This is a genomic window from Flavobacterium galactosi, assembly GCF_048158585.1.
GTDB classification, from domain to species: domain Bacteria; phylum Bacteroidota; class Bacteroidia; order Flavobacteriales; family Flavobacteriaceae; genus Flavobacterium; species Flavobacterium galactosi.
In genome coordinates, this window is sequence record NZ_JBLNKV010000001.1 from 898986 (window position 1) to 912192 (window position 13207).

The 13207-nt window shown below is 33.4% G+C and carries 13 protein-coding genes; 4 read left to right on the forward strand and 9 right to left on the reverse strand.

Features of this window, described 5'->3' with window-relative positions; all coding sequences use genetic code 11:
• Positions 1–171: 171 nt before the first annotated feature.
• The 4 genes from ACM55M_RS03805 to ACM55M_RS03820 all read right to left on the reverse strand — a co-directional run bounded on the left by ACM55M_RS03805 (position 172) and on the right by ACM55M_RS03820 (position 6170).
• A complete protein-coding gene (locus ACM55M_RS03805; RefSeq protein ID WP_416856174.1) occupies positions 172–801 on the reverse strand; it encodes a hypothetical protein in 630 nt (209 codons plus the stop codon).
• A gap of 86 nt (positions 802–887) precedes the next feature.
• Complete coding sequence (locus tag ACM55M_RS03810) at positions 888–4319, reverse strand: hypothetical protein (RefSeq protein WP_416856176.1); 3432 nt, start codon at positions 4317–4319, stop codon at positions 888–890.
• A gap of 86 nt (positions 4320–4405) precedes the next feature.
• The gene (locus ACM55M_RS03815; RefSeq protein ID WP_416856177.1) at positions 4406–5662 is read right to left on the reverse strand and encodes an aspartate kinase; all 1257 of its coding nucleotides are present in this window, start codon (positions 5660–5662) and stop codon (positions 4406–4408) included.
• Between the two features lie 28 nt (positions 5663–5690).
• Positions 5691–6170 carry a GNAT family N-acetyltransferase gene (locus ACM55M_RS03820; RefSeq protein ID WP_416856178.1) on the reverse strand — a complete coding sequence of 160 codons (480 nt, stop codon included), beginning with the start codon at positions 6168–6170 and terminating at the stop codon, positions 5691–5693.
• Between the two features lie 171 nt (positions 6171–6341).
• Here ACM55M_RS03820 and fbp point away from each other — a divergent pair, with 171 nt between their 5' ends.
• On the forward strand, positions 6342–7361 hold the full coding sequence (gene fbp, locus ACM55M_RS03825) for a class 1 fructose-bisphosphatase (protein WP_039108650.1): 1020 nt from the start codon (positions 6342–6344) through the stop codon (positions 7359–7361).
• Positions 7362–7412: 51 nt separating this feature from the next.
• Here fbp and ACM55M_RS03830 read toward each other — a convergent pair whose 3' ends face one another.
• Positions 7413–7844, reverse strand: coding sequence for a tellurite resistance TerB family protein (locus tag ACM55M_RS03830; protein WP_416856179.1), 432 nt, complete (start codon positions 7842–7844; stop codon positions 7413–7415).
• A 189-nt stretch (positions 7845–8033) separates the two neighbouring features.
• Here ACM55M_RS03830 and ACM55M_RS03835 point away from each other — a divergent pair, with 189 nt between their 5' ends.
• Genes ACM55M_RS03835 through ACM55M_RS03845 form a run of 3 tightly spaced genes read left to right on the forward strand, consistent with a single transcriptional unit; the run spans position 8034 to position 10639 of the window.
• Complete coding sequence (locus ACM55M_RS03835; protein ID WP_416856180.1) at positions 8034–8627, forward strand: HupE/UreJ family protein; 594 nt, start codon at positions 8034–8036, stop codon at positions 8625–8627.
• Between the two features lie 5 nt (positions 8628–8632).
• Positions 8633–9064, forward strand: a complete 432-nt coding sequence (locus ACM55M_RS03840; protein WP_035669575.1) for a deoxycytidylate deaminase — start codon at positions 8633–8635, stop codon at positions 9062–9064.
• On the forward strand, positions 9065–10639 hold the full coding sequence (locus ACM55M_RS03845) for a S41 family peptidase (protein ID WP_416856181.1): 1575 nt from the start codon (positions 9065–9067) through the stop codon (positions 10637–10639).
• Positions 10640–10677: 38 nt separating this feature from the next.
• Here the strand turns inward: ACM55M_RS03845 and ACM55M_RS03850 are convergent, their stop codons facing one another.
• From ACM55M_RS03850 to ACM55M_RS03865, 4 genes are all read right to left on the reverse strand, one after another.
• On the reverse strand, positions 10678–11427 hold the full coding sequence (locus tag ACM55M_RS03850) for a lysophospholipid acyltransferase family protein (RefSeq protein ID WP_416856182.1): 750 nt from the start codon (positions 11425–11427) through the stop codon (positions 10678–10680).
• 69 nt (positions 11428–11496) lie between these two features.
• Complete coding sequence (locus ACM55M_RS03855) at positions 11497–12102, reverse strand: FAD-dependent oxidoreductase (RefSeq protein ID WP_416856286.1); 606 nt, start codon at positions 12100–12102, stop codon at positions 11497–11499.
• 1 nt (position 12103) lies between these two features.
• Positions 12104–12301, reverse strand: coding sequence for a hypothetical protein (locus ACM55M_RS03860; RefSeq protein ID WP_416848202.1), 198 nt, complete (start codon positions 12299–12301; stop codon positions 12104–12106).
• A gap of 123 nt (positions 12302–12424) precedes the next feature.
• Positions 12425–13003, reverse strand: a complete 579-nt coding sequence (locus ACM55M_RS03865) for a MarC family protein (RefSeq protein WP_416856183.1) — start codon at positions 13001–13003, stop codon at positions 12425–12427.
• Between the last annotated feature and the right edge of the window lie 204 nt (positions 13004–13207).

Consider the following 13207-nt stretch of genomic DNA (forward strand, 5'->3'; position numbering starts at 1 on the left):
GATAAGGTTCGTTGTTTAAATTTGAAAGTTACTCAATGAAGCGGTTTTTTACATTTCGAGTGCATTACCAAACTATTAATTTATTTCGGTAAATGTAAGAAAAAATTTGTTAAATATAAAGGAGGCTGCTCATTTTTTGAACAGCCCCTTTTTAAAATTAGATTTAAAATATTACTCTTGGATATAGGTTTTGTTTCCATTAGAGTTAATGTAATATTTCCCTCCTCTAGGACCGGTATATACTTTTTTACCATTGTATTCTCCTGTTATTCTGTCGGGTACAGTTGGAGCTTTTTCAGTGGTTTCTTTAACTTTTACTGCAGTTCTTTTCGCTTTGGTTATTGTGGTCTCTTTTTGTATTTTTTCTGCCTTTTTTTTCGTTTGAATAGCTTTTTCATTGACCGCTGCTGCTTTTGCTTTAGCAACCTTTTGTTCTTTTTCTTTAGCTTTTACATCGCTTTTTGCTTCAGTAACTTTCTTTTTTGCTTCTTTAGCTTCACTTTCGGCTTTAGCAGTCTTACCTTTTACGTCGCTTTTTGCTTTCGTGGCTTGTTCTTTAGCTTTTATGTCACTTTTTGCTTTAGTAACTTTCTTTTTTGCTTCTTTAGCCTCACTTTCCGCTTTAGCAGTCTTATCTTTTACATCGCTTTTTGCTTTAGCGGCTTTCTCCTGAGATTCTTTTTTTGCTTTGGCAGCTTTTTCATTTTTTGCTTTTTCAGCTTTCTTTTCAGCGGCAGTTTGTTGGGCATAAAAATTTCCAGATAAAATAAATACAAAACATAATAACAATAATTTTTTCATGATGTTTGTGTTTTTAAAGTTAGGATTCTTAAATTTAATTTCAGAATAAATTTAAGAATTTTTTTCTTAAAAATTTATCTAATAGTCTAGAAATAAGCTCTTAATTGTATGTTTCCCGTGTGAATGGTCTGACTGGATTCACTTTTTCGACCTTGGTAATTTAAATTTATATCCAAAAATTGCGTCAGATTTTTTTGCAACAATACTCTCCAAGTCATATTTTGTCCCGTTTGGAGCCCTTCCAGCATTTGGAAACCTATCGAAGAGAATTTATTTCCGGTGAATTTATTCTGATAAAAAGAAATCTCTCCATTCATGGTGAATTTTTTATCACTCGAATAGGTGAATGAAGTTCCAAAACGATTTTGTACTAATTGCTCTAAAATTCCAATCTGATTTTCTTTGTGTTGTAACTCATAAAATAAATCCCAACTGGTGTTTTTGGAGAATAAATAGCTGATTTTTGGAGCCAATTGATAGCCGCTAATACTATAATTTTTTTCGGAAAAATTTTCAGATTCAATTGCGGTTTGGATTGTTTTTGCAAAAAAATTCAACAGCCAGCTTTTCTTGTATAAGTTGCTATATTGTAGTTGATGGGAACTGTTCTTTGCCTCTTGAGTTCCTATTGATAATAAATTTTTTGTTTGATTTTGCAAATAGTTATAAGTTACGGAATGTTTTTGTTTCCCTCGATTATAAAAAAAACTATTCCTGAAACTGGAATTCAATCCCAGCACATTTTCGTTAGAAGAACGAAAAGGATTTAATTCGAAATTGTCGCCTTCACTTTTTATTTTTCGATCAATTATAAAGGAGGTTTGGTTATAAAAATAGGACAGTAATTTTTTTAATCCAAGTTCATTTTGCCATTGATTTGGATTTATAGTTACGGATTGGGAGAACTTATTTTGATGCGTTTTTATGTAAAGCCGGTTCGGCAAGAATATCCGAATATATTTAGCCTGATCAATAAATGGAGCAATTTCAAACTCTTGTAATTCCTGAATTCCATTGCTATTGTAATCATTCCAGGTATAGACGCCTTGACCAGCCGAGACTTCCAAGTACGTGAATTCCTGCTGAGGAATACTTCCGGAATTGGTTTCATAAACGGTGGTACTTTGAATTAATTGGTTGAAAAAACGATCTGAATACACTATTCTGGAATTCAATGACGATTCTTTTTTCTTTGTTTGATCAGCAAAATCAAGTACTCTATAATTTATATAAGCAGTTAAATCACTTTTCTTTGTTTGAATTAGTTTTGATTTCAAATAGTATGTTTGCGATGCATTTACACGTTGGATGAATCCATTTTGTAAGCTGTCATTTTTTCGTCTCAAATATCCTAATTCTACAAAAACTTTGGTGCTGTCGCCACGCACAGTGAAAAAACTATACTCCATGAACCTTTGGCTTGAAGCCGAAAATTGATTGGTAGTTTTTATTTTTTCCTGATTGTCTTCTAATCTTAGGCTGGTGCCAATCCAGTTGGTGCTAAAATGATAACGAGCTTGAGTTTGGTTTCTATAAAATTTAGACGAAGATTCAGTACCATCGCTTTTTAAAAAACTACCTTGATTTTGAATCGTCCAATTTTTTAATTTAAATGCTCCGTCAATACTATGTCTGCTTCCCGAAAAGCTTTCTGAGAAATCCAGTTTTTCAAATTGATAGTTTAGCAATCCTTTGTTCTGGGGGGTTTCTTTTGGATTTAATTCGAAATGTAAGCCAGAAACCAGTAAACTTTGATTTCCTATTGCTGTTGTGCTTAAATTCCAATCTCGGTTAAATTCAATGCTGTAAAGGCGTTCCACAGATTTGAAATTTTTATGGATAAATTGATAGCTGGCAAAAGCATCCACATTCCATTTCTTTGAAAACAAGCGTTGTTTGGCATTTATTTTGGCTGCCAAACCACGATTATCAGAGTCATCTGTTGGGGAGAAAAGATTTTTATCATTGTTACTGATTCCTATTTCGTAATCAAAAGCTGTTTTTTCTGTTGGTTTATACTTTCCTAAAAATGTTGCCACTTGAATTTTCGTTGGAGAAACTAATTGTATTATTGGCTCATAATTTCCTTGCTGAATAGCATTAATTGGTGGGGTGTATTCATAAATTCGACCATTGGCCGATGAGTTTTTCAAGATGTAATTTCCCTTATTTGCCCCCACAAAAGTAAATCGAACGTTGAAGAGTTCATCTTCGGGGTTGTTTGAATATTCGAAAATTTCAATAAAATTAAATGTCATTTTTCGATACAACACTTTATTATCCGAATACGAATCTGGATACGCGGAAGGTGCCGTCATCAAGTCCGGATTGTCACCGGCATTCACTAAAATCTGCGCTTGTTCTGGAGAAATATTTTGTTGTAAAGGCTGGTTTTTCAAATCGCTTTCGGAGTATAAATACCCTCCAAAACTCCATTTTTCATTTTCGTGCGAAGCTCCGGCATACGTTACAAATCGAGAGTAATTCCGATCCGAATATTGGTATTCTATAGCAATTCGCATTTCGGAGGTAATGGTGAAAAGCGGTGTGAACACGATTTCACCAGCATTATAATCAATGGTGTAATCATTATTTTCACCTCTTTTCAATAATATGCCGTTTACGTAAACCCGTTCCGAACCTGAAATGACAAGAACATATAATTCACTATTTTGACCTTTTAATTTATACGGTCCCTGATTTCCTTCCTGACCAACAAAATTACTTTTGGCATATTGCCCTTTGACCAAAGCTACCGATGCAAAAACATTGGTTTTACTGTCTTCTGTTCCAAAATCGAAATTAGTGGCAAGTCCCTGTACTTTTTTATTGAAATTAAGGAACTGTGTTTTTTTGTTTTCAAGGAAGACATCACCGGCTCTAATATTCCATTTGTCACTGAAAAGTTCCATGAAAATATTATCAAACTGATCTAACTTTTGAGAATAACCTCCATCTTGCAACGGAATATTGCTGTCTTGCAAGGAAGCCCTGAGGCTCACTTTCTCGGATAGTTTTCCTGTGATTTGTAAATCCAGATTAGAATTTAAAACGGTATTTTGATTGTTGCCGATAGTAACGCCACGCGTGATACTTCCGGAAGTGTTTAATCCGTCAAAAGGGATGTTTTTTTTGATTGGATTTGTTTCAATTTTATATAAATTTCCTGACGCAGCTTCGTTACTGACTATTTGGCTTGAATCATAGATATGATATTCTTTGGTCAGAATCTCAGGAAGTTTGAGGTAGTGAATCGTTATAGAATCGGGTGGCTGAGTGAAATTTTCATTAAAAATTAAGGTAGATTTTTGAAAATTTATTTTATAAAAGACGGTGTCAATAGGTTTTTTATTGGCGTCAAGCACTTTGAAGAAATTAGAATTGATACTTTCATTTTCAAGATGAATAGTATCATGGGTAGCGGGGATTTTTTTGGTTTTGTATAACGAGTTAGTTTCCTGGGCTTGCAGTCCGGAAAAACACATTATTAAAAACAAAAACACTACTTTTTTCAACATAGATTGTATAACGTCTATGCATCAAAAGTAGTGTATTCTGTAAAACAATAAATACAAGTGGAAACTTTACGATGAAAAGATTTTCTCTAACTTTCTTTCGTTATAATCTGCATCGTCTCGCGACTAACTTGTTTTAACAAAACGACCTTGTTTTTTTCAACTGTTTGTGCAGCTTTATCATTAAAATGTCGAATAGTGTATAAAGTAACATTTTCATCAAAATCAACTTTGAATTTTTTCGAAAGAATGGCGTTCAAATCTTTGAAATTTTCAAATTTGTCCTCAACGCAAACAGAGAAACTAATCGCTGAATTTTGAATCAAATTTACTTTTATTTTAAATTGGTGAAACAAAGCGAAAATTTCGCTGATGTGTTCTTCCATAATAAAAGAAAAATCTATTGACGATAGGGAAATCAAGAGTTGGTTTCTTTTGACAATAAAACAAGGTAAATAAGGTTCTAAATCGGCACCTTTTGCGACACGAGTTCCTGGTAGCAAGGGATTTATAAACGATTTTACAAATAAAGGAATCTCCTTTTTTTGTAAAGGTTGTAAGGTTTTAGGATGAATAACCGTAGCACCATAAAAAGCCAATTCAATCGCTTCACGGTACGAAATTTGGTTCAGTAAACTTGCATTTTCAAAATATCTAGGATCAGCATTCATAACTCCAGGTACATCTTTCCAGATGGTTACACTTTCCGCATTTAGGCAATAAGCAAAAATTGCCGCAGTATAATCGGAACCTTCACGACCTAAAGTAGTAGTAAAGTTATTTTCGTCAGAACCCAAGAAACCTTGAGTAATGTTTAATATTTTTCTTTTTACGTTTTTGGCAATATTCTTTTGGGTCAATTCCCAGTCTACTTCTGCATCTCTATAAGTAGCATCGGTTTTTATAAAATTCCGTACGTCTAACCACTGCGTTTTTATTCCCATAAAGCTCATAAAATGGCTCAGGATAGTGGTAGATATCAATTCACCATAACTTACGATTTGATCGTAAACGAAATTGTAATTTGGCGATTTATTATGCGCTAAAAAATATTCTAAGTCAGAAAATTGATTGTTTACGGCAGTAAAAACTTCGTGCTTTTCTTCTTCAAACAAATCCATCAGAATTTGATTGTGGTATTTTTTTACCTCTTGAACCGATGAATTTAATTCAGCCGATTTATCAAAATAATTTTTTATAACGGTTTCAAGTGCGTTAGTGGTTTTTCCCATTGCAGAAACGACCAATAATACATCCTCATAACCTACTTTTTGCAAAACGTCATATACGTTTTTTATTCCTTCGGCATCTTTTACAGAAGCACCACCAAATTTGAATACTCTCATACTTTTTTAAACAAAAAAATTTGTAATTTTATTTCAATCTATTATCTACAAAATAGTTAATCCCTGCTTCATCCATTTGTGCCACGTACCAATCTCGGAGCACTTTTGCACCTGATTTTTCATAAAAATCAATTGCAGGAGTATTCCAGTCAAGAACATGCCAGTCAATTCTTCGAACATTATCTCTTTTTCCTTGCTTGATAATTTCAGAATACAAAGCATAGCCTAATCCTGTTCCGCGCATTTTATCTTTTACCACTAAATCTTCCAGATGGATTATTTTTCCTTTCCAGGTAGAATAACGATAATAATACAAAGCAATACCCACAATTTCTGATTCCACTTCGGCTACAAAAACATGAAATAAAGGAGTTGTTCCAAAACCATCGCGGATTAAATCATCAACAGTGATAAGAACTGCATCAGGCTCTTTTTCAAAGTCTGCTAACTCTTGAATAAGTCCTAAAACCGCTTCCATGTCTTCTGGATTTCCTTTTCTAATGTTCATATATTCTTATTTTTAATGGTTGAATTGCTCAAAATAAAGCATTTTCTACCCATTATTCAACTATTTTATAAGCAAATATACAATACTGCTAAACTAAGTAAATATTATTCAATTCATTTTCACAAAAAATCCGATATTTGTGACTTCAAACTAACTACAACGATTTCTTAAATGGAAGAACGCAACAGAACACTAGGGGAATTTATCATCGAAAACCAAAATGCTTTTCAATATTCGTCAGGCGAATTATCCCGAATTATCAATTCTATCCGGTTGGCTGCAAAAGTGGTTAACTATAAAGTAAACAAAGCTGGATTAGTAGATATAATTGGTGCTGCTGGGGAACAAAATATACAAGGAGAAGATCAGCAGAAACTTGATGTATATGCCAATGACATTTTTATTCAAACTTTAATTAATCGTGAAATTGTATGCGGAATCGCTTCGGAAGAAAATGATGATTTTATTACAGTAGAAGGAAGTGATAAAAGCCATAACAATAAATATGTGGTTTTGATGGATCCTCTTGACGGATCTTCTAATATTGATGTGAATGTTTCTGTAGGGACAATATTTTCGGTTTACAGACGTGTTACTCCAATTGGAACTCCAGTTACAATTGAAGATTTTTTACAGCCTGGAACTAATCAAGTTGCTGCAGGTTATGTGATTTATGGCACATCTACAATGCTGGTTTATACCACAGGACATGGCGTAAATGGATTTACATTAAACCCGGCAATTGGAACCTTTTATTTATCGCATCCCAATATGCAGTTTTCTAAAGACGGGAATATTTATTCTATCAATGAAGGAAACTATGTTCATTTTCCACAAGGAGTAAAAGACTATATTAAATATTGCCAACTAGAAGAGGAAGACAGACCTTATACTTCACGCTATATAGGAAGTTTAGTTTCTGATATCCATAGAAATATGATAAAAGGGGGGATTTATATTTATCCAACAAGTTCTAAAGCTCCAAAAGGAAAATTACGCTTGTTATATGAATGTAATCCAATGGCATTTATTGTAGAGCAAGCCGGCGGTAAAGCCTCAGATGGTTTTGGAAGTATAATGGAAATTGTTCCTACTGAATTGCACCAACGCGTTCCTTTTTTCTGTGGAAGCTATAATATGGTAGAGAAGGCAGAAGATTTCATGCACAAAGCAAAATTGAGCAAGTACTAAAAACAACTATAAAAAAAGCTCCTAGAATTTTTAGGAGCTTTTTTATGATTTTTATTTATGCATATTTTGCATTTCGAAAAGGAAAGCATCTAAATCTACTTTTTTATCTACTAATGATAATGCTTTGGCTATGATATAATTCACATTTTCACCATTAAAGCCTAATGCTACTCCAATTTTTCTTAACAATAATTCTTGTTTGTCACCTAAATGATGATCAACATGAACCATTCTGGCTAAATCATACAAACGCTCCAATCTTTGCTCATGTAAATAGGGAGCATTAATAGGGTATTTTAGTGGGTTGTCTAAAATTTCGGTATATTCTTCTGGAGAAATTTCTAGTCTAACGGCCAGCTTATCTAAAAACATTTTTTCTTCTGGAGCAAACTTTTCATCGGCAAGTGCTACACGAACTATGGCTGAAAAATGACCTTTATTTCTTTGTTTGAATTCGCTATCAAATAAATCTGAAAATGACATAATTATTAATTTTTTATCCTACAAAGATAAATCTATTTTTAAATTATTGATTTTAATTTTATTTAAAATTATGATTTGTTAATCAAAGTATTTTAAATCCTTTTTTAAAGAATGATTTATATTTTCAAAACGATCATTTTCAAAATTAATCGTAAGTTTACAACCCCTTATCAATATAATAAATTACCTATGTCAGAATTTTGGATTTACTTTCAAATAGGGTTAAAACACGTTTTGGATATTCATGCGTATGACCATGTTTTGTTTTTAATTGCATTAGCCGTTCCTTTCTCTTTCAAGGATTGGCCGCGAATAGTACTCTTGATAACGCTGTTTACAATTGGACATACGCTGGCTTTGCTGCTTTCCGTTTTTGGTATAATTGCCATAAAAGTGAATGTTGTTGAGTTGTTGATACCAATAACGATATTAATAACAGCCTTGTTTAATCTTTTTACGGCTGGTAAATCCAGTAAAAAAGAAAGTATAAATTTGGTGTTTTTTATAACACTTTTCTTTGGTATTATTCATGGTTTGGGTTTTTCAAACTATTTTAAATCAATTCTGGGAGGAAGTGCAACCTCTAAATTATTGCCTTTGGGCGAATTTGCATTGGGGATAGAAGCAGCTCAAATTATTGTGGTTTTTGTTGTGTTAGTATTGTCTTATATTGTTCAAACTGTTTTTAGATTTTCTAAACGGGATTGGGCTTTGGTGATGTCAGCATTTATAATAGGAGTAGTTTTGCCAATGATTATTGAAAATGAAATCTGGATTAGATAAAAATAATGGAATCAAAAAAATTAAATAAATACGATAAAGCCTATCTTAGAATTGCTACTGAATGGGGACTTTTGTCATATTGTAAAAGAAAGCAAGTGGGCGCTATCATTGTAAGAGACCGAATGATTATTTCGGACGGCTACAACGGAACGCCATCCGGATTTGAAAATTGTTGCGAAGATGAGGAAGGTTTGACGCGTTGGGATGTGTTGCATGCTGAAGCAAATGCTATTCTCAAAGTAGCGCGATCTACACAATCTTGTGAAGGTGCTACATTATATATTACGCTTTCGCCTTGCAAAGAATGCAGTAAATTAATACATCAATCGGGGATAAAAAGAGTGGTATATCACAATGGGTACCGCGATGATTCCGGAATTCAGTTTTTGATAAAAGCGGGAGTAGAAGTGGAGCATATTCCAGTATTAGAAGAATAAATGAGAATCGATAATAAATACCTACCTATAATTATTGGTGTGGCTCTTGCTATAGGAGTTGTTCTTGGCGGGTTATTGAATGCTCCAAATCAAAATCATTTTTTCTCTAAAAACAGTTCCAAAAATAAACTCAATAAACTGATTGATTTTATTGATAACGAATATGTCGATAATGTCAATACAGATTCTATTGTAAATCTTACCGTTGATAATATCTTGGCAAAATTAGACCCGCATTCTGTATATATTCCACCAAGTGAGCAAGCTGAAGTTGTGGAAAGCATGAAAGGAGATTTTGTGGGTATAGGTGTCAATTTCTATATGTACAATGATTCGGTGGCGATAATAAAACCAATTGAAAATGGCCCTTCGGCAAAAGCAGGAATAAAAGCAGGAGACCGAATTTTGTATGCTGATAAAACCAAATTATTTGGACGTAAATTGCCAAATGACAGTTTGTTTTCTAAACTGAAAGGTACTGTGGGTTCCGAAATTGAGCTTACCGTTTACAGAAAATCAGAGCGTAAAAAAATTAAATTAATAGTAAAACGAGATGTTATTCCTTTGAAAAGCGTTGATGTTTCTATGCTTTTGAAAAACAATACCGGTTATATAAAAATAAATCGATTTGCCGAAACTACTTACGGCGAGTTCAAAAGAGGGTTGGATGCATTGAAAAAACAAGGTGCTAAATCATTAATTATTGATCTGAGAGATAATGGTGGCGGTTATATGGAAGAAGCCATTGCAATTGCGGATGAATTACTGAAAGACAAGCAATTAATTGTTTTTACCAAAAATAAAAAAGGAAACACCGATAAAACTTTTGCGACTGAAAGAGGAAGTTTCGAAAGCGGAAATGTGTTTGTATTAATTAATGAAAACAGTGCATCAGCAAGTGAAATTCTCGCGGGAGCCATACAAGATAATGACAGGGGGACAATTGTGGGCCGACGCTCTTTTGGGAAAGGATTGGTGCAACGCGAGATGGATTTTGACGACGGATCGGCAGTTCGGTTGACTATTGCGAGATATTATACGCCAACCGGGCGTTCCATTCAAAAGCCATATGCTAAAGGAAATGATGCGTATTTTAAAGAATCGGATAATCGTTTTGAAAACGGGGAACTGTATGAAAAAGACAGTATAAAAGTTTCGGATTCTTTAAAATTTAAAACTAAAAAAGGTAAAATCGTATACGGAGGTGGCGGGATTGTTCCGGATGTTTTTGTGCCGCTTGAAGTAGAGCATGGGAATGAAAGTACTGCTTATTTATTGCAGTCGGGTGTTGTTGGACATTTTGTATTTGAGCAATTAGACAAAAATAGAAATGCTTTTAAAGGATTGACTTTTCAACAATTCATGACGAAGATGAATGGAACGGATGTATATTTCAATTCGTTTCAAAAATATATTTTTGAAAACGGATTGGATTTGAAATTTGGAAAAAGCAAGTTGTTAGTAAAACGTTATGTAGCTGGAGAATTCGCCAGACAATTGTATGGTGAAAAGTATTTCTATGAAATTGTATTGAAAGAAGATGCGATGATTAAAGCGGTTTTAAAAAGTCAATAGAAAAGAATTGGCACTGTTTTTAATTTATAAAATGGCAGCTAATTTTCACTGTCCCAATCTTTTCTATATCGAATGAGTTCTTTGTCGATAATCTCTTTAGATGTGTTCAATAAATAAGTTGCATCTTTAGAATAAATAGGAGGAAAGAAAGTTATTTTAATCTCGGTGGTTGGTTTTCCAAAACATTTTAAAAAATGTGGAATAAAAGTGTCGTTTCCAATGAAGGCATCTGTTTTTTCTTTATAATCAATGGCAATTGGTATAACTGCGGATTCTATTTTGGTTGCCATGACAAATGAGCCATAATTGAAATCCACAGTGGTTGGCAAATCATGAGTTGTGCCCTCGGGAAAATTGATGATTGAGTATCCTTTGCTAAGAACTTCTCGAATATTTTCGGCGGTATTTTGTCTGCTTTTTGAACATTTTCTGTCCACAAATAATACGCCCGATATTTTACAGATGTATCCAATAAGTGGCCATGAAGCGACTTCTATTTTTCCAACAGGATAGGTATGGATTAGATTTACAATTACGATTGGGTCAAAATAAGACCTATGATTGGCTACAATTAGTCCTTGTACGGTGGGTTTTTCGCCATAAACGATGGTGCGTATGCCTAAAATTACATTGGATACTTTTATTAAAAAATCGCGTAATACGAGTGCTTTTTTAGAATTAGTTTCTTCACTCCAAAAGAAACTCATAAAATAGAAAATAATCGAGAAAAAGGAAACGAATGCTATAAAAACAATCAGTCTTGTGAAGCTCAATAATAGTGATAACATAGAAATAGATTAATGAAAGTGTAAACCTACCATTATTTTTTTAGAGATTTTTCACAAATGAAATTCTATTTATCTAATACTATCGTGACAATGTGTTTGCACCCCGCCATTCCATAAAGTAAGAATGTCAGTAGCCACAGCAGCGCCACTTCCGGCAGCAATAGCCAATTGGCTTCTCCAACCGGCTAGAGTTCCCACAACATAAATACCGTCAGCAACTTTGTGGTCGCTGTTTATGAGTTGGATTCTCTGTTTTTCTGGAAGAGCTTTTTGATGCGGGGTTACATACTGCATTAATCCGTCTATTGCAAACGTATTTGAGGACCCAATGCCTATGACGATTGTTCTGGTTTTGTAAGTGCTCTTGTTTGTAGTTATGGTGAATTCAGGAAAAACACCTTCAATTTGCAGCACTTTTTCATTCGGAATTTGTGTAATGTGTGGATAGCTTTCTGAAAGATGCTGAATACTCTCGGTCAATAATTCAGATCCTAGTTTACCTGCAGCGATTCCATAAGCATTATTAAACAATGCATCTTGCAGAGCAGATGCTTTTTGATGAGTGAAAACACCAATTTTTTTATCAGTGGCAAAAGATTTGTTTTTTGCGGAACCCAAAACGAGCGTGCATGACATTCCGGAAACACCGCCACCAATAATTAGAACATCAAATATGTTAGTCATGCATTTTTTTTTCAATTTCTTTCGACATTCTAAAGATAACAAGAATTAGAACGGCACAAAATGAAGCTGCAACACCAATTAGAGCGTACATGCTATCACCTTGAAATAGATGCTTAAAATCAAGACGTGTAATATTAAAGATAATTAGAGCAACTGCTAAAAATATCAAAATGTTAGTAAAGATTTTCATAAGATTTTTTGTTTTTAATATAAAAATAGATGGTTAGGAATATTTCTTTTGGAAATTTAAGTCCAAATAAAATCAAATTATTTTATATTATTGCGTTATGGGGTAAATTTATGAAAATTTATTTTAGACAAACAAACCTTTAACATTCGCAGCGAATAATTTAACAGCAATTGCAAGAAGTACCACTCCAAAAGTCTTTCGGATGACTCCAAGTCCATTTTCTCCTAACATCCGTTCAATTTTAGCAGAAGATTTCAAAACGATATATACCAGAATAATGTTTAAAATAATGGCAACAATAATATTGATGGTCTGAAATTCTGCTTTCAGGGATAATAAAGTGGTCATGGTTCCTGCTCCTGCAACAAGTGGGAATGCGATAGGAACAATTGAAGCGGAGCTAGCTGCTTCATCACGATACAATCGAATGCCTAAAATCATTTCCAATGCTAGAAAAAATAAGACAAAAGACCCCGCTACTGCAAAAGAATTGACATCGATTCCAATTAAATTTAAGAATTCTTCTCCTATAAAAAGAAAGACAATCATAATTGCCCCTGAAGCCAAAGATGCTTTTTCGGATTCAATATGGCCGAATTTCGCTCTCAAATCGATGATAATAGGAATAGTACCGATGATATCAATTACTGCAAAAAGAACCATACTTACGGTAACAATTTCCCTAATGTCAAATCCTATCATAGCTTTTTATTTACAAAGTTAAACTTTTCGGATAAAATAGAATGGTATTGTGATTTATTTAGGTAGTTTTTTAAGATTGGAAAAGAATAATTATTTCGGTTATTTTTTTTATCTACTATACTTAATATTAGATTGTTACTATTGATTTGTTACTCGATTTTCTGATAAAGTTAAAGTTGATTTTTATCTAAAAAAATACAATTT